The 17488-nt window shown below is 70.4% G+C and carries 15 protein-coding genes; 6 read left to right on the top strand and 9 right to left on the bottom strand.

The window, feature by feature from the left end; genetic code table 11:
* Nucleotides 1-55 precede the first annotated feature (55 nt).
* The 6 genes from TR33_RS15210 to pyrR all read right to left on the bottom strand — a co-directional run bounded on the left by TR33_RS15210 (nt 56) and on the right by pyrR (nt 8604).
* A complete protein-coding gene (locus TR33_RS15210) occupies nt 56-955 on the bottom strand; it encodes a dihydroorotate dehydrogenase electron transfer subunit (protein WP_017535134.1) in 900 nt (299 codons plus the stop codon).
* An 83-nt stretch (nt 956-1038) separates the two neighbouring features.
* Nucleotides 1039-4347: a carbamoyl-phosphate synthase large subunit gene (gene carB, locus TR33_RS15205; protein WP_017535133.1), complete on the bottom strand. Its 3309-nt coding sequence runs from the start codon at nt 4345-4347 to the stop codon at nt 1039-1041.
* Between the two features lie 15 nt (nt 4348-4362).
* The gene (gene carA / locus TR33_RS15200) at nt 4363-5505 is read right to left on the bottom strand and encodes a glutamine-hydrolyzing carbamoyl-phosphate synthase small subunit (RefSeq protein ID WP_014912569.1); all 1143 of its coding nucleotides are present in this window, start codon (nt 5503-5505) and stop codon (nt 4363-4365) included.
* A 44-nt stretch (nt 5506-5549) separates the two neighbouring features.
* Nucleotides 5550-6851 (bottom strand): dihydroorotase, encoded by a 1302-nt coding sequence (locus TR33_RS15195; protein ID WP_014911684.1) that lies wholly within the window; start codon nt 6849-6851, stop codon nt 5550-5552.
* 173 nt (nt 6852-7024) lie between these two features.
* Nucleotides 7025-7933 (bottom strand): aspartate carbamoyltransferase catalytic subunit, encoded by a 909-nt coding sequence (locus TR33_RS15190; protein WP_017535131.1) that lies wholly within the window; start codon nt 7931-7933, stop codon nt 7025-7027.
* The gene (gene pyrR / locus TR33_RS15185) at nt 7933-8604 is read right to left on the bottom strand and encodes a bifunctional pyr operon transcriptional regulator/uracil phosphoribosyltransferase PyrR (RefSeq protein WP_017535130.1); all 672 of its coding nucleotides are present in this window, start codon (nt 8602-8604) and stop codon (nt 7933-7935) included. Before pyrR ends, TR33_RS15190 begins: the two co-directional genes overlap by 1 nt.
* Nucleotides 8605-9105: 501 nt before the next feature.
* On the opposite strand from pyrR, the gene bldD reads away from it, so the two are divergent.
* On the top strand, nt 9106-9600 hold the full coding sequence (gene bldD / locus TR33_RS15180) for a transcriptional regulator BldD (protein WP_013154123.1): 495 nt from the start codon (nt 9106-9108) through the stop codon (nt 9598-9600).
* Nucleotides 9601-9883: 283 nt separating this feature from the next.
* On the top strand, nt 9884-10492 hold the full coding sequence (locus TR33_RS26055) for a GNAT family N-acetyltransferase (RefSeq protein WP_108914145.1): 609 nt from the start codon (nt 9884-9886) through the stop codon (nt 10490-10492).
* Here the strand turns inward: TR33_RS26055 and metF are convergent.
* Nucleotides 10410-11339: a methylenetetrahydrofolate reductase [NAD(P)H] gene (gene metF, locus TR33_RS15175; protein ID WP_014912167.1), complete on the bottom strand. Its 930-nt coding sequence runs from the start codon at nt 11337-11339 to the stop codon at nt 10410-10412. The two genes, TR33_RS26055 and metF, sit on opposite strands and share 83 nt — an antisense overlap.
* Before the next feature lie 411 nt (nt 11340-11750).
* On the opposite strand from metF, the gene TR33_RS15170 reads away from it, so the two are divergent.
* The 4 genes from TR33_RS15170 (at nt 11751) to TR33_RS15155 (ending at nt 16341) form a co-directional block, all read left to right on the top strand.
* Nucleotides 11751-12827: a polyprenyl synthetase family protein gene (locus TR33_RS15170; RefSeq protein ID WP_017535128.1), complete on the top strand. Its 1077-nt coding sequence runs from the start codon at nt 11751-11753 to the stop codon at nt 12825-12827.
* A gap of 148 nt (nt 12828-12975) precedes the next feature.
* Nucleotides 12976-14259: a DUF418 domain-containing protein gene (locus TR33_RS15165; RefSeq protein ID WP_042283759.1), complete on the top strand. Its 1284-nt coding sequence runs from the start codon at nt 12976-12978 to the stop codon at nt 14257-14259.
* A 67-nt stretch (nt 14260-14326) separates the two neighbouring features.
* Nucleotides 14327-15220 carry an SDR family oxidoreductase gene (locus tag TR33_RS15160; protein ID WP_014909242.1) on the top strand — a complete coding sequence of 298 codons (894 nt, stop codon included), beginning with the start codon at nt 14327-14329 and terminating at the stop codon, nt 15218-15220.
* Between the two features lie 149 nt (nt 15221-15369).
* Nucleotides 15370-16341 (top strand): zinc-binding dehydrogenase, encoded by a 972-nt coding sequence (locus TR33_RS15155; protein ID WP_017535126.1) that lies wholly within the window; start codon nt 15370-15372, stop codon nt 16339-16341.
* 9 nt (nt 16342-16350) lie between these two features.
* On the opposite strand, the gene thiE is transcribed toward TR33_RS15155, so the two are convergent.
* Both thiE and TR33_RS15145 read right to left on the bottom strand, forming a co-directional pair.
* Nucleotides 16351-17022 carry a thiamine phosphate synthase gene (thiE, locus tag TR33_RS15150; RefSeq protein ID WP_014909467.1) on the bottom strand — a complete coding sequence of 224 codons (672 nt, stop codon included), beginning with the start codon at nt 17020-17022 and terminating at the stop codon, nt 16351-16353.
* A 76-nt stretch (nt 17023-17098) separates the two neighbouring features.
* A complete protein-coding gene (locus TR33_RS15145) occupies nt 17099-17458 on the bottom strand; it encodes an Rv2175c family DNA-binding protein (RefSeq protein WP_014909486.1) in 360 nt (119 codons plus the stop codon).
* Between the last annotated feature and the right edge of the window lie 30 nt (nt 17459-17488).

Below are 17488 nucleotides of genomic sequence, written 5' to 3'. Positions count from 1 at the left end.
CCTTCTACGGCCGGTGACCGAGGTCGCCGGCCCTGTCATGGGAGAACCGTCCTCGTCAGGCGATGTCCCGGGTCGACTCCGCCGCCCGGGCCGCGCTCGACCCCTTCCAACCGGGCGCGCCCAAGGCGTCGAAGGGGATCGTGCCCACGTCGTCGAAGCGCACCTGTTCGCCCCGGAAGACCGGGCCGTCGACGCAGGAGCGCACCATCCGCGTGATGCCGTCCTCCCCCACCACCGGGATCACGCAGGTCATGCAGATCCCGATACCGCAGGCCATGGTCTCCTCCACCGCGACCTGGACGGGGACGCCGTGGTCGCCGGCCACCTGGGTGACCGAGCGCAGCATCGGCATGGGTCCGCAGGCGTACACCGCGTCGGAGCGGGCCTCCTCGATCACCCGTCCCAGGACGTCGGTGACCCGCCCCTTGGTCCCGAAGGAACCGTCGTCGGTGGTGAAGGTGGCCGTCTCGGCGATCCGGCGCGCGGTGATCGCGCTGAACACACGGTCGGAGGAGGCCGCTCCCAGGACGAAGTCCACACGGCAGCCCCGTCGACGCAGCGACTGGGCCAGGGGGAACAGCGGGGCGCTCCCCGATCCACCGCCCACCAGGACACAGTTGACCGGGTCCCTGGGCAGGGGGAAGGGACGTCCCAGCGGTCCGACCACGTCCAGCAGGTCCCGCGATCTGCGCTCGGCCAGCCATGCGGTCCCGGTACCGCGCACCGAGAACAGGAACTCGACGGTGCCGCCGTAGTCGGGCTTGACGTCGTGGACGGCGAAGGGGCGGCGCAGCAGCGTGCTGGAGTGGTCGCCGCCCACCCCCACCGATACGAACTGCCCGGACCGGAACCGTTCGGCTATCCCCGGCGCGACGACGGTGATGGCGTAGTAGGCGTCCACCCTGCGCACGTTCAGCACGGGGCACCTGATCTGCACCGGTCCGTTGTCGCTCATGTCTCGTGGCAGCCTCTCTAGACTCATCGCCTCGTGGTCCGGGTGTCGCGGGATTCTCCCACGACACCCGGACCGGCTACAGCCTAGGAGCCCTGACGTTCCGCCGTGAGCGCTTGGGCGTGTTCCTGAAGGGAACGCACCCCGATGTCACCGCGCACGCGGGCCTCGATCGCCTGGACGGCGGCGGCCAGACCCTGCACCGTGGTGACGCTGGGAACGCCGCGCACGATGGCCGCGGTCCTGATCTCGTACCCGTCCAGACGCGGGCCGGCCTGGCCGGCGCTGCCGAACGGGGTGTTGACGATCAGGTCGACGGCTCCGTCGTGGATGAGCTGCACGATGGTGGGCTCGCCGTCGGGGCCGGTGCCCGCGCTGTGCTTGCGCACCACGGTGGCCTGAACGCCGTTGCGGCGCAGGACCACCGCGGTCCCCTCGGTCGCGAGGATCTCGAAGCCCAGGTCGGCCAGGCGCTTGACCGGGAAGATCATCGAGCGCTTGTCCCGGTTGGCGACCGATACGAAGATCCGGCCCTGCGTGGGCACGGTCCCGTTGACCGCGAGCTGGGACTTGGCGTAGGCCGGACCGAACTCGGTGTCCAGACCCATGACCTCGCCGGTAGAGCGCATCTCCGGGCCGAGGATGGTGTCGACGCCCTCACCGTGCTTGTCGATGAACCGGTTGAAGGGCAGCACGGCCTCCTTCACCGACACCGGAGCGTCGGCGGGCAGGTCGCCGCCGTCGCCCTGGGCGGGCAGCATGCCCTCGGCGCGCAGCTCGGCGATGGTGCTCCCGGCCATGACGCGGGCGGCCGCCTTGGCCAGCGGGACCGCCGTGGCCTTGGAGACGAACGGCACCGTGCGGGAGGCGCGCGGGTTGGCCTCGAGGACGTTCAGGACACCCGAGGCGAGCGCGTACTGGACGTTGATGAGGCCGCGCACCCCGGTGCCTCGGGCGATCGCCTCGGTGGAGTAGCGGATCCGCTCGATGTCCTCCCGGCCCAGGGTGATGGAGGGCAGGGTGCACGCCGAGTCGCCGGAGTGGATCCCGGCCTCCTCGATGTGCTCCATGACCCCGCCCAGGTACAGGTCGTGGCCGTCGTAGAGCGCGTCGACGTCGATCTCGATGGCGTCGTCCAGGAAACGGTCGATCAGGACCGGGTGCTCCGGGCTGACCTCGGCGTTGCGCTCGATGTAGTCGGCGAGCATCGCCTCGCTGTAGACGATCTCCATGCCGCGGCCGCCCAGCACGTAGGAGGGGCGGACCATGACGGGGTAGCCGATCTCGTCCGCGGCGGCCTTGGCCTGCTCGAAGGAGTAGGCGGTGCCGTACTTGGGCGCGGGCAGTCCGGCGTCGGCCAGGACCTTGCCGAACTCGCCGCGGTCCTCGGCCAGGTCGATGGCCTCGGGGCTGGTGCCGATGATCGGGACACCGGCCTCCTGGAGGCGGCGGGCCAGGCCCAGCGGGGTCTGACCGCCGAGCTGGACGATGACGCCGGCGACCTGTCCGGTGGCCTGCTCCGCGCGCACGACCTCCAGGACGTCCTCCAGGGTGAGCGGCTCGAAGTAGAGCCGGTCGCTGGTGTCGTAGTCGGTGGAGACCGTCTCGGGGTTGCAGTTGACCATGACGGTCTCGAACCCGGCGTCGGAGAGCGCGAAGGAGGCGTGGACGCAGGAGTAGTCGAACTCCACGCCCTGACCGATGCGGTTGGGGCCCGAGCCCAGGATGATGATCTTGGGCCGGTCCCCGGTGGGTACCTCGGTCTCCTCGTCGTAGCTGGAGTACAGGTACGGGGTGCGGGCCTCGAACTCGGCGGCGCAGGTGTCCACCGTCAGGTAGACGGGGTGGACGCCCAGAGCGTGCCGGAGCTCGCGGACGACGTCCTCGTGCTTGCCGGTGATCTCACCGATCTGGACGTCGGAGAAGCCCAGCCCCTTGGCCTCGCGCAGCAGCTCCTCGTCGAGCTTGCCGGCCGCGGCCAGGACGCGGGCCATCTCCTCCAGACGGAGCATCTGGTCCAGGAACCACGGGTCGATCTTCGTGGACTCGTGGATCTCCTCGACGGTGGCGCCGGCGCGCAGGGCCTGCTGCACCTGGCGCAGACGGTGCTCGGTGGGACGGGCCGCCGAACGCAGCAGCTCCTCCTTGTCGCCGGGCTCGCCCGCCCAGGTCAGACCGACGCCGGCCTTCTCCAGGGAACGCATGGCCTTCTGAAGGGCCTCGGGGAAGGAACGGCCGATGGCCATCGCCTCGCCGACCGACTTCATGGTGGTGGTGAGACCGCCGTCGGCGCCGGGGAACTTCTCGAAGGCGAAGCGGGGCACCTTGACGACCACGTAGTCGAGCGTGGGCTCGAAGCTGGCCGGGGTCTCCCGGGTGATGTCGTTGGGGATCTCGTCCAGCGTGTAGCCGACGGCGAGCTTGGCCGCGATCTTGGCGATCGGGAAGCCGGTGGCCTTGGAGGCCAGGGCCGAGGAGCGGGACACGCGGGGGTTCATCTCGATGACGATGATCCGACCGGTGGCGGGGTGGACGGCGAACTGGATGTTGCAGCCGCCGGTGTCCACGCCGACCTCGCGGATGACCGCGATACCGATGTCGCGGAGCTTCTGGTACTCGCGGTCGGTGAGGGTCATGGCCGGGGCGACGGTGATGGAGTCACCGGTGTGCACGCCCATGGGGTCGAGGTTCTCGATGGAGCAGACGACCACCACGTTGTCGTTGGTGTCGCGCATCAGCTCCAGCTCGTACTCCTTCCAGCCGAGGATGGACTCCTCCAAGAGCACCTCGGTGGTCGGGGAGAGCGCGAGGCCCTGACCGGCGATACGGCGCAGCTCGGCCTCGTCGTGGGCGAAGCCGGATCCGGCGCCGCCCATGGTGAAGGAGGGGCGGACCACGACCGGGTAGCCCAGTTCCTCGGCGGCGTCCAGGCACTCCTGGAGCGTGTGGCAGATGCGCGAGCGGGCGGACTCGCCGCCGATGCGCTCGACGATGCCCTTGAAGCTCTCGCGGTCCTCGCCGGACTGGATGGCGTCGATGTTGGCGCCGATGAGCTCGACGTCGTACTTGGCCAGGATTCCGGCCTCGTGCAGGTCGACGGCGGCGTTGAGCGCGGTCTGCCCGCCCAGGGTCGGCAGGAGGGCGTCGGGACGCTCCTTGGCGATGATCTTCTCGATCATCTCGGGGGTGATCGGCTCGACGTAGGTGGCGTCGGCGATCTCCGGGTCCGTCATGATCGTGGCCGGGTTGGAGTTGACCAGGATGACCCGAAGGCCCTCGGCCTTGAGGACGCGACAGGCCTGGGTTCCCGAGTAGTCGAACTCGGCCGCCTGCCCGATCACGATCGGGCCGGAGCCGATCACGAGGACGGATGAAAGGTCACTACGGCGCGGCATGCTCTGTACCTCTTACTACTTGGCAGCCGGAGCGGGCTGGGCGGACATCAGGTCGACGAACTCGTCGAAGAGCTCGGCGGCGTCGTGGGGACCCGCGGCGGCCTCCGGGTGGAACTGGACGCTGAACACGGGACGGTCCAGCAGCCGCAGGCCCTCGACGACCTGGTCGTTGAGGCCGATGTGGCTGACCTCGGCCCGGCCGTAGGGGGTGTCGAACGGGGTGTCGAGGGGCGCGTCCACCGCGAAGCCGTGGTTCTGGCTGGTGATCGCGACCTTCTTGGTGCGGGTGTCGATGACCGGCTGGTTGACCCCTCGGTGTCCGAAGGGCAGCTTGTAGGTCCCCAGCCCCAGGGAGCGCCCCAGGATCTGGTTGCCGAAGCAGATGCCGAAGAGCGGTCTGCCGGCGTCCAGGACACCGCGCATGGCCTCGACCGGGCCGTCGGCGGTGGCCGGGTCGCCGGGGCCGTTGCTGAAGAAGACGCCGTCCGGGTCCAGCGCGAGGATGTCCTCGGCCGTGGCGGAGGCGGGCAGCACGGTGACGCGGCATCCGCGTTCGGCCAGACGCTGGGGGGTCATGGCCTTGATCCCCAGGTCGACGGCGGCGACGTGGAAACGGGTCTCGACGCCCTCGGGCGGCAGGACCTCGTAGGAGGCGTCGGTGCTGACCTCGGCGGCCAGGTCGGAGCCGGCCATGCGGGGCTGCTCCAGGATCCGCGCGAGCAGCGCCCGGGGGTCGGTCTCGACCGTGCTGATCGCGGCGCGCATGGCCCCGCGGTCACGGAGGTGGCGGGTGAGGGCACGGGTGCCCTTGAGGGCGATCCCGACCACGTTCTGGCGGCGCAGTTCCTCATCGAGGGTGCGCTGCGCGCGCCAGCTGGAGGGGACCCTGGCCGGCTCGCGCACGACGTAGCCCGCGACCCAGATGCGTCCCGACTCGGGGTCGTCGTCGTTGACCCCGGTGTTGCCGATGTGCGGCGCGGTCATCGCCACGATCTGGCGGTGGTAGGAGGGGTCGGTGAGGGTCTCCTGGTAGCCGGTCATCCCGGTGTTGAAGACGGCCTCGCCGAAGGTCTCGCCGGTGGCGCCGAATGAGCGGCCGTGGAACACACGTCCGTCCTCGAGCACCAGAATCGCCGGCCCGCCGATCTCCTCGGACACGTTCTCCCCCTCTACGGTGCCAGGGCTGACCTGGGCTTCGATACTCACTTGATCTTCCCTTCCAGGACGGTCGGCGCGCCGCGCAGGAACGTGGCGATGATCCGGCCGGGCAGGCTCATGCCCCGGAAGGGGGTGTTTCCGCTCTTGCCGACCAGGGCGGCCCCGTCGACCTCGACGGGGGCGGCCGGGTCGTACAGGACGACGTTGGCGGGTTCACCGACGGCGAGCCCGCGGCCGTGGTCGGAGACCCGGCCGATCCGGGCGGGCGCGGCGGACATGCGGTCGGCGACCTGTTCCCAGGTGAGCAGACCGGTCTCGACCATGGTCTTGTGGACGACCCCGAGCGCGGTCTCCAGCCCGACCATGCCCATCGCGGCGGTGGACCACTCGGTCTCCTTGGCCTCCACCGGGTGCGGCGCGTGGTCGGTGGCGACGATGTCGATCGTGCCGTCGGCCAGCCCCTCGCGCAGCGCCTGGACGTCCTCGGCGGTGCGCAGCGGCGGGTTGACCTTGTAGACCGGGTCGTAGCTCTCCACCAGGTCCTCGGTGAGGATCAGGTGGTGGGGCGTGACCTCGGCGGTGACGTCGCAGCCGCGCTCCTTGGCCCAGCGGATGATGTCCACCGACCCCTTGGTGGAGACGTGGCACACGTGCAGTCGGGAGCCGACGTGCTGGGCGAGGAGGCAGTCGCGGGCGATGATCGCCTCCTCGGCGACCGCGGGCCAGCCGGGCAGACCGAGACGGTCGGAGACGCAGCCCTCGTTCATCTGGGCGCCCTCGGTCAGGCGGGGCTCCTGCGCGTGCTGGGCGATGACCCCGTCGAAGGCCTTGACGTACTCCAGGGCCCGGCGCATGAGCAGGGCGTCGGAGACGCAGATGCCGTCGTCGGAGAAGACCCGGACTCCGGCGGCGGAGTCGGCCATGGCCCCGATCTCGGAGAGTCGTTCGCCCTTCAGGCCGACGGTGACGGCGCCGACCGGGCGCACGTCGCAGTAGCCGGCCTCGCGGCCCAGGTGCCAGACCTGTTCGACCACGCCGGCGGTGTCGGCGACGGGGTCGGTGTTGGCCATGGCGTGCACGGCGGTGTAGCCGCCCATGGCGGCGGCGCGGGAGCCGGAGAGGACGGTCTCGGCGTCCTCTCGGCCGGGCTCGCGCAGGTGGGTGTGCAGGTCCACCAGGCCGGGGAGGGCGATCAGACCGGTGGCGTCCACGACCTCGGTGCCCTCGGGGGCCTCCAGGTCGGGACCGATCGCGGCGACGCGCCCCTCGTCCAGGAGCAGGTCGACGGGGTCGCCGCCGAACGGGCGGGCGCCTCGGATCAGGTACGGTCCATGGTTTTCGGGCATGGAGATGTCGGCTTTCTCGTGTTCGTGAAGTTCGTGTGCTGTGCGGCGGTCGGCGCTCCGGGGCGGGATCGCGGGGGCCGTTCCCCTCACCGGGGTCCTCGGCGCGTCCCTCGTGTCCGTCCCGTCACCCGTGTTCGGGCCGGGACGAGGACCTTCCCCGAGGCGGGGCGCCGTCAGGAGCCGCCGAGCAGCAGGTAGAGGACGGCCATGCGCAGGCTGACACCGTTGGCGACCTGCTCGGTGACGGTGCAGCGGGGAGAGTCGGCGACCTCGGCCGAGATCTCCATTCCGCGGACCATCGGGCCGGGGTGCATGACGATGGCGTCGGAGGGCATCCGCTCCAGCCGTTCCCCGTCGAGCCCGTAGTTGCGGCTGTACTCGCGCACGGAGGGGAAGAAGGAGTCGCGCATGCGCTCGGCTTGGACCCGCAGCATCATGACCACGTCGGTCTTGGGCAGCACCTCGTCGAGGTCGTAGGAGACCTCGCAGGGCCAGGTGCCGACCGAGACCGGCAGCAGCGTGGGCGGGGCCACCAGGGTCACGTGCGCTCCCAGAGTGGTGAGCAGCAGCACGTTGGACCGGGCGACCCTGCTGTGCAGGATGTCGCCGACCACGGCCACGCGCAGCCCTTCCAGGCGCCCCAGTCGGGAACGCATGGTGAAGGCGTCCAGCAGGGCCTGGGTCGGGTGTTCGTGGGTTCCGTCGCCGGCGTTGAGGACCGATCCGTCGACCCAGCCGGCCAACCGGTGGGCGGCGCCGGAGGCGCTGTGTCGGATGACGACTCCGTCGGCGCCCATCGCCTGGAGCGTAAGGGCGGTGTCCTTCAGGCTCTCGCCCTTGGAGACGCTGGAACCCTTGGCCGAGAAGTTGATGACGTCGGCCGACAGACGCTTGGCCGCCAGTTCGAAGGACGTGCGGGTCCGGGTGGAGTCCTCGTAGAAGAGGTTGACGACGGTGCGCCCGCGCAGGGTCGGGAGCTTCTTGACCGCGCGATCGCCGACCTGGGCGAGTTCGGCTGCGGTGTCCAGGATGAGCGTGGCCTCGTCGCGGTCGAGGTCGCCGGCGGAGAGCAGGTGGCGCATCAGGCGTCCCCTTCCGTGGTCTCGGGGAGCGAGCGCGACCCCGCCCTGAGGGTTCCGGTGGAGGAGGCGCGGGCCGGGCCGAGCAGGACCGCGTCGTGACCGTCGGTCTCCTCGAGTTGGACGGTGACGCTCTCCCTCAGGGAGGTGGGCAGGTTCTTGCCCACGTAGTCGGCGCGGATCGGCAGCTCGCGGTGGCCTCGGTCGACGAGTACGGCCAGCTGGACGGCCCGGGGGCGACCGAGGTCGCCGAGGGCGTCCAGGGCGGCGCGCACTGTGCGGCCGGAGAAGAGCACGTCGTCGACCAGGACGACGACGCGGTCGTCGAGTCCGCCCGCGGGGATCTCGGTCCTGCCGAGAGCGCGCGCGGGTGCCATCCGCAGGTCGTCGCGGTACATGGTGATGTCGAGGGATCCGGTGGGGACGTCGAGTTCTTCGACGCGTTCGATCCGTCGTGCCAGGCGTCGGGCGAGGGGTGCTCCTCGCGAGGGGATGCCCAGGAGGGTGACGTCCTGTCCGCCCTTGGTCCGTTCGAGGACCTCATGGGCGATGCGGGTCAGTGCCCGGTTGATCTCGTTGCCGTCGAGGACGGCCCGGGTGCCTTCGGGCGCCTCGGGCGAGGACGCGGAAACGGCGGTTCCGTTGTCGTCCTTCGTCTGTTTTCGCGCATGCAAAGCGGTGACCCCTTCCCTGCCTCACTGAACAGGTCGTTAAAGGATGTCGATCGGGCCCACGCTACCAGCGCCGACGGTTCCCTCTTCGGGCACTCCCCACGCCTTGAGAATCACAGTGTGATGCTTGTCACATAAGCCCTTGAGGATTGCCCGACTAAGAGCACCCGTATCGTGACACTCCGGATACGCACCCCATTGGTGGGAAACACGAAATTCCCTGTAGGAGCGGGCTTTCCACCCCTCGAACGCGCCTCACTCGTCCCGACCGGTCATGAAATGAGAGACGTCTCACCTACGCACGGTTTGGCCACTGATTAGTCGCGTTTCACCCCAACGGCTTGACCTGGACACCGGCACCCCTCTACCGTCACTGTCTGTAACCAATACCGGGTGGGGTTGCACCCCGTGACCATCCGCTGGACCGCCCAGGCGGCCCGCCGAGTACGAGCGGACGTCTCCCCCACCACGCCAGCCACCGTCACGGCCGGGAGCGACAAGAAGATGCCATCCGAATACGCGAAGTCCCTCGGCGCGCGACTGCGTGCCATCCGCACCCAGCAGGGCCTGTCCCTGCACGGGGTGGAGGAGAAGTCCCACGGACGCTGGAAGGCCGTCGTGGTGGGCTCGTACGAGCGTGGCGACCGCGCCGTCACCGTGCAGAAGCTGGCCGAGCTGGCCGACTTCTACGGGGTGCCGATGTCGGAGCTGCTGCCCGGCGGCGCCGCTCCGACCCCTCTGGGTCCGACACCCAAGCTGGTCATCGATCTGGAGCGCATGCAGCAGCTCCCGCAGGAGAAGGCCGGACCCCTCTCCCGCTACGTGGCCACCATCCAGAGCCAGCGCGGTGACTACAACGGGCGGGTGCTCTCCATCCGTCAGGAGGACCTGCGCTCACTCGCGGTCATCTACGACAAGTCGCCGGGCGACCTCACCGAGGAGCTCATCAACTGGGGCGTGCTCGACCCCGAGGCGCGCCGCGCCGTCGACGCCTTCTGACCCCGGGCCACCGACGACACGAGACAGAGGAGCCGGACACGACCGCACCCGGTCGTGTCCGGCTCTCGTCGTGTCGGAACCCCCGAGAACACGGCGAGGCCGGGCCGGGGCTTCCCCTCCCCGACCCGGCCTCGCCGGTCTCGACCGCACGTGGCGGCCGGACTATCGAACCTCTGTTCGACGGGCACCAGTTAACACTCCCTCGATCGAACCGTCAAGACGACCGCTCCACGCGTGCGCGAGGGGCCGGGCGTCACGGCACGACACGTCCTAGTGTTGGCCCGTGATAGACGACATCGAGCTGCGCGAGCTCTCGCCCGCGGCGTTCGCACACGCCGTACCGGCGCTCCTGGAGGTCTACACGGCGGCCATGGACCCGCCGCCCGGCCAGCTGCCGGGGCGCGCCGCCGTGATGAGGGGGCACGCCCACTACCCCGACTTCCGCTGTCTGGTCGCGGTGCGGGAGGAACGTGCCATCGGGTTCGCCTACGCCTTCCACGGCGCCGAGGGCCAGTGGTGGCACGACGTGGTCACCGAGGGTATGCGTTCACGGGGGCTCGGCTCCCGGGTGCGGCGTCATCTGGGGGACCCGTGGGAGATCGCCGAGGTCCACGTCCACCCCGAGGCCCAGAACCGGGGGATCGGTCGGCGCCTCCTGTACGCGCTGTGCGCCGACCGACCCGAACGTACGGCGGTGCTGTCCACCCGTACGGGCCCCACCCCCGCGCGTCACCTCTACCGTTCGTGCGGCTTCGTCGAGGTGATGGACCCGTTCTCCTTCCCGGGCAGCCCGGACCGCCCCTTCGCGATCATGGTCGCGCGGCTCCCGCTGACCCGTCCCGATGCCCGGCGACCTCGCGGTAGATCTCCCTGGTGGCCGTGGACTGGTTGAAGGTGATGAAGTGGATGCCCGGCGCGCCTTCGGCCAGGAGTCGCTCGCACATGTTCTGCGCGTGCTCGATCCCGAAGGCCCGTACCGCCTCGGCGTCGTCGCCGAAGCGCTCGAAGCGGGCGGCCAGCTCACGCGGGAACGGGGCGCCCGAGAGCTTCTCGGACCGTGGGATGGAGGACAGCTTCACCACCGGGAACACCTCGGGGATGATCGGCACCTCACAGCCGCGCGCGGCCACCCGGTCGCGCAGACGCAGGTAGTCCTCGGCGTCGAAGAACATCTGGGTGATGGCGTAGTCGGCGCCGGCCTCGCACTTGCGCACGAAGTGGTCGGTGTCGATCTCGACGTCGGCCGAACGCGGATGCTTGTAGGGGAAGGCCGCCACCCCCACACAGAAGTCCCCGCTCTCCTTGAGCAGCCGGACCAGCTCCTCGGCGTAGGTGAGTCCCCTCGGGTGACTGACCCATTCGCCGTCGGGGTCACCGGGAGGGTCACCGCGTACGGCCAGCATGTTGGAGACACCCGCGTCGGCCAGGCGGCCGATGAGGTGGCGCAGTTCGGCGACGGAGTGGTCGACCAGGGTCATGTGGGCCACCGGCATCAGAGTGGTGTCGGTGGCGATGCGCTCGGTGGTCTCCACCGTCAGGTCACGGGTGCCTCCACCGGCACCGTAGGTGACCGAGACGAAGGAGGGGCCGAGCGCCTCGATCTCGCGGATGGCCCGCCACAGGCGCTCCTGGGAACGCTCGTTGCGCGGCGGGAAGAACTCGAAGGAGAACAGCGGCTCGCCCGAGTCGAGCAGGTCTCGGATATGGCGCGGCCTGGGGGCCGGCCCTCGGGGCGCCACGGGGCGGGTCGGTGCAGCGAGCATGTACACCAGCCTAGGCCAGACCTTTCCGGAGACGGACTCGACGTCCCGAATAGCGAGACGACTTATGCGCCGACAGTCTCACGTCCCACCATATGGACTCGACCAGAAAACGGACATACCACCCCGGGGGCGTTGAGAAGGAAACGCTTCCCCTGTTGGACAGAGGGTTCCGCCATCCTTTCTCCATTGAAGACCCAGCCGACCACGCCCCTTCTTGTCCATATTCCGGACGCTCACTTTTCTTCTCACTGATACCGCCCCGATCACGGAGCGTGGTGACAGGGTCGACCATTCGTCCCCACAGCCCCGACAGCACCACCCGTAACACCCGAGCGACGGAACGGACCCGGAGAGCCCTCTTCCCCCACAGCGGCTAACCTGCTGGGTATGGCCCCTTCCTCTGCCCTCTCGACCGTGTCCGTCATCCGATCCGACGTGGACCGCGAACTGTCCGTCTTCTGCGCCGACCACCGCGGCCGCCTGCTGGAGATCGGTGACGAACTGGCCCCCGCCATGGACGCCCTGGAGACCATGGTCTCCGGCGGCAAGCGCCTGCGTCCGACCTTCGCCTACTGGGGTTGGCGCGGTGCCGGGGGCGCGGACCGTGACGAGCGGATGATCCGGGCCGCCTCCTCCCTGGAGTTCCTCCAGGCCTGCGCCCTCGTCCACGACGACGTGATCGACAACAGCGACACCCGACGCGGCCTGCCCGCGACCCACCGCCGCATGGCCAAGATGCACGCCGACCAGGGGTGGAGCGGTGACAGCGAGGGCTTCGGCCAGGGCGCCGCGATCCTCATCGGCGACCTGTGCCTGGCCTGGTCCGACGAGATGTACCAGGCCAGCGGTTTCGCCCCGGACACCCTCCAGCGGGGACGCGTCCCCTTCGACGCGATGCGCACCGAGGTCATGGCGGGCCAGTACCTGGACACGCTGGAGCAGGTGCGCGGCACCGCCACCCGTGAGGCCGCCCTCCGGGTGATGCGCTACAAGTCCGCCAAGTACACGGTGGAGCGTCCGCTGCACCTGGGGGCGGCGCTGGCCGGCCGCTACGAGGAGCTGGCCGGGGTCTACACCGACTACGGCATCCCTCTGGGGATCGCCTTCCAGCTCCGCGACGACCTGCTCGGCGTGTTCGGCGACCCCACCACCACGGGCAAGCCCGCCGGTGACGACCTGCGCGAGGGCAAGCGGACCCTGATCGTGGCCGAGACCCTCGAACGCTCCGGAAGCGCCGACGCCGAGCGGTTCCGTGAGCTGCTGGGCGCCCCCGACCTGTCGGTGGCCTCGGTCGAGTGGATGTGCTCCCTGATCGAGACCAGCGGGGCCCTGGCCGCCTGCGAGGCCCTGGTGGAGGACTACGCCGGACAGGCGCTCGCCGCCACGGAGCACCCGGAGCTGGCCGACGACGCCCGCGGGCCGCTGCGCGACCTGGTGGTGGCCGCCACCCGCCGCTCCCACTGACGACACGACCTGGAACCCGACCTCCGAGACCCCTAGGGGACGCCCCTGGGGGTTTCAGGGGTTTTCTCACATCGGTCCCCGTTGTGCGGCGCCCTCCGTTTCGCGTTGAATCGAATCTCACGATAGATCTCGAAAAGCGGAGCCCCTCATGCCCAGGCCCACGGCCTCGCGCGGTCCGACCGGAACCACCGAACGTGCCCTCGCCCCCGACCTCGCCCGCGGCTTCATGCTGTTGTTCATCGCGCTGGCCAACACGGTCTGGTACCTGTGGGCGCTACCGAGCGGCGGCGCCACCATGCATCCCCCCTCGGAAGACCTCCCGGACCGGATCGCGCAGTTCTTCACGATCGTCGTCGTGGACATGCGCAGCTACCCGATGTTCGCCTTCCTCTTCGGTTACGGGATGGTGCAGCTCGCCCGTCGCCAAGAGGCGGCCGGAAGCGACGCCAAGGCGGTCGCGGCCCTGCTGCGTCGCCGCAACCTGTGGCTGATCGCCTTCGGCGCGGTCCACGCCCTCCTGCTCTGGATGGGCGACGTGCTCGGCGCGTACGGTGTGGCCGGCCTGCTGCTGGGATGGCTCTTCCTCCGCCGCCGGGAGACCACCCTGCTGGTGTGGGGCTGGGTCCTGACCGGTCTGTTGGCCTCGCTCTCCGTACTCGGCCTCCTGTCCATGCCCTTCCTCGGTTCGCTGCCGGACGAGGACGCCGCCGGCATGGAGGCGCTCGCCGGCAGCATCGCCGACCCCTCGTTCCTCACCGCCGCCCTGGACCGGATCACGGTCTGGCCCGGAGTCGCCCTCCTTCAGGGTGTGTTCGGCCTCGCGATCCCCGCGGCGATCCTCTTCGGCTATCGGGCCGCGCGCATGCGCGTTCTGGAGGAGCCCGGTGCACACCTGCCCCTGCTGCGGCGGACCGCCGTCATCGGTATCTCCGTGGGCTGGCTGGGCGGTCTGCCCCTCGCCCTGTACCAGGTCGGTGCGCTGGACCTGAACGCCACGCAGGCCCAGATCCTGACCCTTCCGCACATGACCACCGGCATCCTCTGCGGTGTCGGCTATGTGGCGCTGATCGCCCTGATCGCGCACCGGATCCAGAACCGGGACCGCGAACCCGGCGTGGTGGTCACCGCTCTGAGCGCCACCGGTAAGCGTTCCCTGTCCGCCTACCTCGGTCAGTCGGTCCTGTGCGCGCCGATCCTGTCCGCCTGGGGGCTGGGTCTGGCCGCCTGGATGACGTCGTGGACGATGTTCCTGTACGCGGTCGGGGTCTGGCTGGTCACCGTGGTGATCGCCTACGGCATGGAGCGCGCCGGCCGTCGCGGACCGGCCGAGGTCCTGCTCCGACGTCTGTCCTACCGGCGGGTGAACACCCCTTCGCCCGCATCCGCCCCGGAAGGGGACGAGGGGCCGCACCAAGAGCGGACCACCCCCTGACCCGAAGGCGCAAAAAGGCGCGTGCCGATCAGTGCTCGGCACGCCGCCTTCCTCCAGGATGGCTGTCATGGGCGACGATCACATGACAAACCACACCATAGGGGTGACCGGGGCCACCGGTGCCCTGGGCGGACGCGTGGCCGCCAGGATCGCCAGGCTCGGGGCCAGGCAGCGTCTCATCGTGCGCGATATCAATCGGGCCCCGGAGTATCCGGGCAGTAGCGCGTCGATGGCCGTCTACGAGGACACCGCCGCCTTCGAACGGGCCTGTCGTGGTGTGGACACCCTGTTCCTGGTCTCGGCGACCGAGTCCGAGAATCGGATGGACACCCACATCAGCGCGGTGGACGGCGCCGTCCGGGCCGGGGTGTCCCGGATCGTGTACCTGTCGTTCCTGGGTGCCGGACCGGCCGCCACCTTCACCTTCGCCCGGACGCACTTCTTCACCGAGGCGCACATCCGCTCGACCGGGGTGCCGTACACGTTCTTGAGACCCTCCCTCTACCTGGATCTGATGCCCTCCTGGGTGGACGACCACGGTGTGGTGCGCGGCCCGGCCGGAGAGGGTCGCGTCGCCTGGGTGTCCCGGGACGACGTGGCGGACGTGGCCGCCACCGTGCTCACCGACCCCGTGGTGATCGCCGCCTCCGAGGAGACCACCTACGACGTGACCGGCCCGGAGGCGCTCTCGGTCGGGGCCACCGTGGAGCGACTGGGCCGGCTCACCGGACGTTCGATCCGGTACGTGCCCGAGACCTGGGAGGAGGCCTTGGAGTCGCGTCGCTCGAGCGGGGCCCCGGAGTGGGCGGTCGAGGGGTGGGCCTCGTCGTACGCGGCGATCGCCTCCGGTGAGCTGGACGTGGTCTCCCCCACGGTGCCGGATCTGACCGGGCATCCGGCCCAGTCGATCGAGGGCTTCCTGCGCCGCCATCCCAGCGCGTTGTCGCACGTCCACGTCTGATCGCTCCGCCCCGGCCGTCGTGCTCCCGCACGGCGGCCCCGTCGTCTCCGAGGTTCCCCGAGGGAATCCTCCCCTCCCCCTTGACCTCAACATTGGTTTAGGTAGGAGGGTCGTTCTTGTAAGACGAACGACGGACCACGGAGTGTGCGATGCGAGCGGTGAGAGTGGACGGATTCGGCGGCCCGGAGGTCCTCGCCCTTCACGAGGTCCCCGAGCCCGAGCCCGGTCCCGGCGAGGTGGCCGTACGGGTGGAGGCGGCCAACGTCATCTACCTCGACACCCTGATCCGGAGGGGCCTCGCCCGGGAGTTCTTCCCGATCGAGCCTCCGTACGTGCCGGGTTCGAGCGTGGTGGGCCGGGTCGAGGAGGTCGGCCCGGAGGCCGATCCCTCCCTCGTCGGAGCCCTCGTGCTCTCCGAGACGGAGGAGGGCGGATACGCGGAGCGGGTCGTGGTCCGTGAGGACGGCCTGGTACGGGTGCCCGACGGGCTCTCCCCCCACGATGCCCTGGCCCTGCTGGTCGACGGAGCCACGGCGATGCTCCTGGAGCGCTCCGCCCGTTTCCTCCCCGACACCCGGGTGCTGGTACTGGCCGCCGCGGGCGGCGCCGCGAGCCTGGTCGTGCAGCTCGCCCGGCTGGCGGGGGCCCGGGTGATCGGCGCCGCGTCCAGCCCGGAGAAGCGGGAACTGGCCCGAGCCCTGGGAGCGGTCGAGACCGTGGACTACTCGGCCCCCGACTGGCACGACCGGGTCCGCGAGATCACCGGCGGGGCCGGGGTGGACGTGGTCGTCGACGGGGCCGGAGGGGCGCTGGGGGCGTCGGCCTTCTCCCTCGTGGCCGACGGGGGACGTTTCGTCAGCTACGGCACCACCGACGGGGAGATCGTCGAGATCGACGAGGCCGAGGCGTCCCGACGTCGGATCGAGACCGTGGGCCTGTTCGACATCCAACGGGAGGAGAACCTGGGCCGGAACGACCTGGCCAGACTCGCCTTGGAGGAGGCCAGGGAGGGCCGGATCCGACCGCACGTGGGGATGACCCTGCCCTTGGAGCGGGCCGCCGAGGCGCACCGGGCGCTCCAGGAGCGTCGGGTCGTCGGGAAGGTGCTCCTCGTCCCCTGACCCGAACGGTCAGGAACGGTCGGAGCGCGCGGTCAACCGGGCCCGCAACGCGGCGGCGGCCGCTCGGGGGTCCTCCGCCTCGGTGATCGCGCGCACCACGACCACCCGACGGGCACCGGCGTCCAGTACGCGGTCGACGTTGTCGAGGTCGATGCCGCCGATGGCGAACCAGGGGCGGTCGCCGGCCAGCTCGGCGGCCCGCTCGACCAGGGAGAGCCCGGCCGCGGGACGACCCGGCTTGGTCGGGGTGGCCCAGGTCGGCCCGACACAGAAGTAGTCGCTGCCCGCCTCGGCCGCGGAGGCCGCGGCGGCGTCGGCGTCGTTGTTGGAACGGCCGATGATCGGGTCGGCGCCGATGATGTCCCTGGCCATGGGGACGGGAAGGTCCCGCTGCCCCAGGTGCAGGACGTCGGCGCGCACCGAGCGGGCGATGTCGGCCCGGTCGTTGACCGCGAGCAGGGCCCCGTGCCGCTCGCAGGCCTCGCGCATGATCTCCAGGGCCGCGAGCTCCTCACGGGCCTCCAGACCCTTGTCCCGGAGTTGGACGATGTCCACACCTCCGGCCAGGGCGGCGTCGGTGAACTCCGCGAGATCGCCGCGCCCGGTCCGGGCGTCGGTGCACAGGTACAGAAGCGATGCGTCCAGGCGCTCGCGCAGGCTGGTTCCGTGGCTGGTCCTCACACCGTCCACCTTAGGGCCCGGAGATCGGGGACCCGAGGGCACCCCCGTGCGGAGCGCCCCGGGCCCCGGACCCGCCTCAGAAGGCCAGGCTCTGGGCGCGGCGCCGCACCTCGGTGCCCCGGTTCTCGCGCATGGCCTGGATCGGGGTTCCGGGCAGGGTGTCGTCCGGGGTGAACAGCCAGCGCAGGGCCTCCTCCGTGGAGAACCCGGCGTCGGTGAGCAGCACGATGGTGCCGGGCAGCCCCTTGACCAGGTCCTCCCCGTCCAGGAAGGCGGCGGGGATGGAGAGTTCTCCGCCCCGGACCAGACCCATCAGCCGCTTCTCGCGGATGAGCGTCTTGATCCGGTTCGGGCTCACGCCCAGCGGCCGGGCGGCCTCTCGCAGGGTCAGCCAGTCGCCGACCAGTTCGTCGATTTCACGGTCGCTTTGTGTCACCCTCCCAATCTGCCACACACGGCCGGCCAC

It is taken from the genome of Nocardiopsis alba (assembly GCF_000710955.1).
Lineage (GTDB): Bacteria > Actinomycetota > Actinomycetes > Streptosporangiales > Streptosporangiaceae > Nocardiopsis > Nocardiopsis alba.
The sequence above is the reverse complement of the archived record's forward strand: the minus strand, read 5'-3'. Positions and strand labels throughout refer to the sequence as shown.

Bases quoted from the DNA above. Each gene is read 5' to 3' on its own strand.
- carB (WP_017535133.1), bottom strand. From the start codon at position 4,347: ATGCCGCGCCGTAGTGACCTTTCATCCGTCCTCGTGATCGGCTCCGGC.
- TR33_RS15210 (WP_017535134.1), bottom strand. From the start codon at position 955: ATGAGCGACAACGGACCGGTGCAGATCAGGTGCCCCGTGCTGAACGTG.
- bldD (WP_013154123.1), top strand. From the start codon at position 9,106: ATGCCATCCGAATACGCGAAGTCCCTCGGCGCGCGACTGCGTGCCATC.
- TR33_RS15160 (WP_014909242.1), top strand. From the start codon at position 14,327: ATGGGCGACGATCACATGACAAACCACACCATAGGGGTGACCGGGGCC.
- TR33_RS15190 (WP_017535131.1), bottom strand. From the start codon at position 7,933: ATGCGCCACCTGCTCTCCGCCGGCGACCTCGACCGCGACGAGGCCACG.
- TR33_RS15170 (WP_017535128.1), top strand. From the start codon at position 11,751: ATGGCCCCTTCCTCTGCCCTCTCGACCGTGTCCGTCATCCGATCCGAC.
- TR33_RS15165 (WP_042283759.1), top strand. From the start codon at position 12,976: ATGCCCAGGCCCACGGCCTCGCGCGGTCCGACCGGAACCACCGAACGT.
- TR33_RS15155 (WP_017535126.1), top strand. From the start codon at position 15,370: ATGCGAGCGGTGAGAGTGGACGGATTCGGCGGCCCGGAGGTCCTCGCC.
- TR33_RS15195 (WP_014911684.1), bottom strand. From the start codon at position 6,851: ATGCCCGAAAACCATGGACCGTACCTGATCCGAGGCGCCCGCCCGTTC.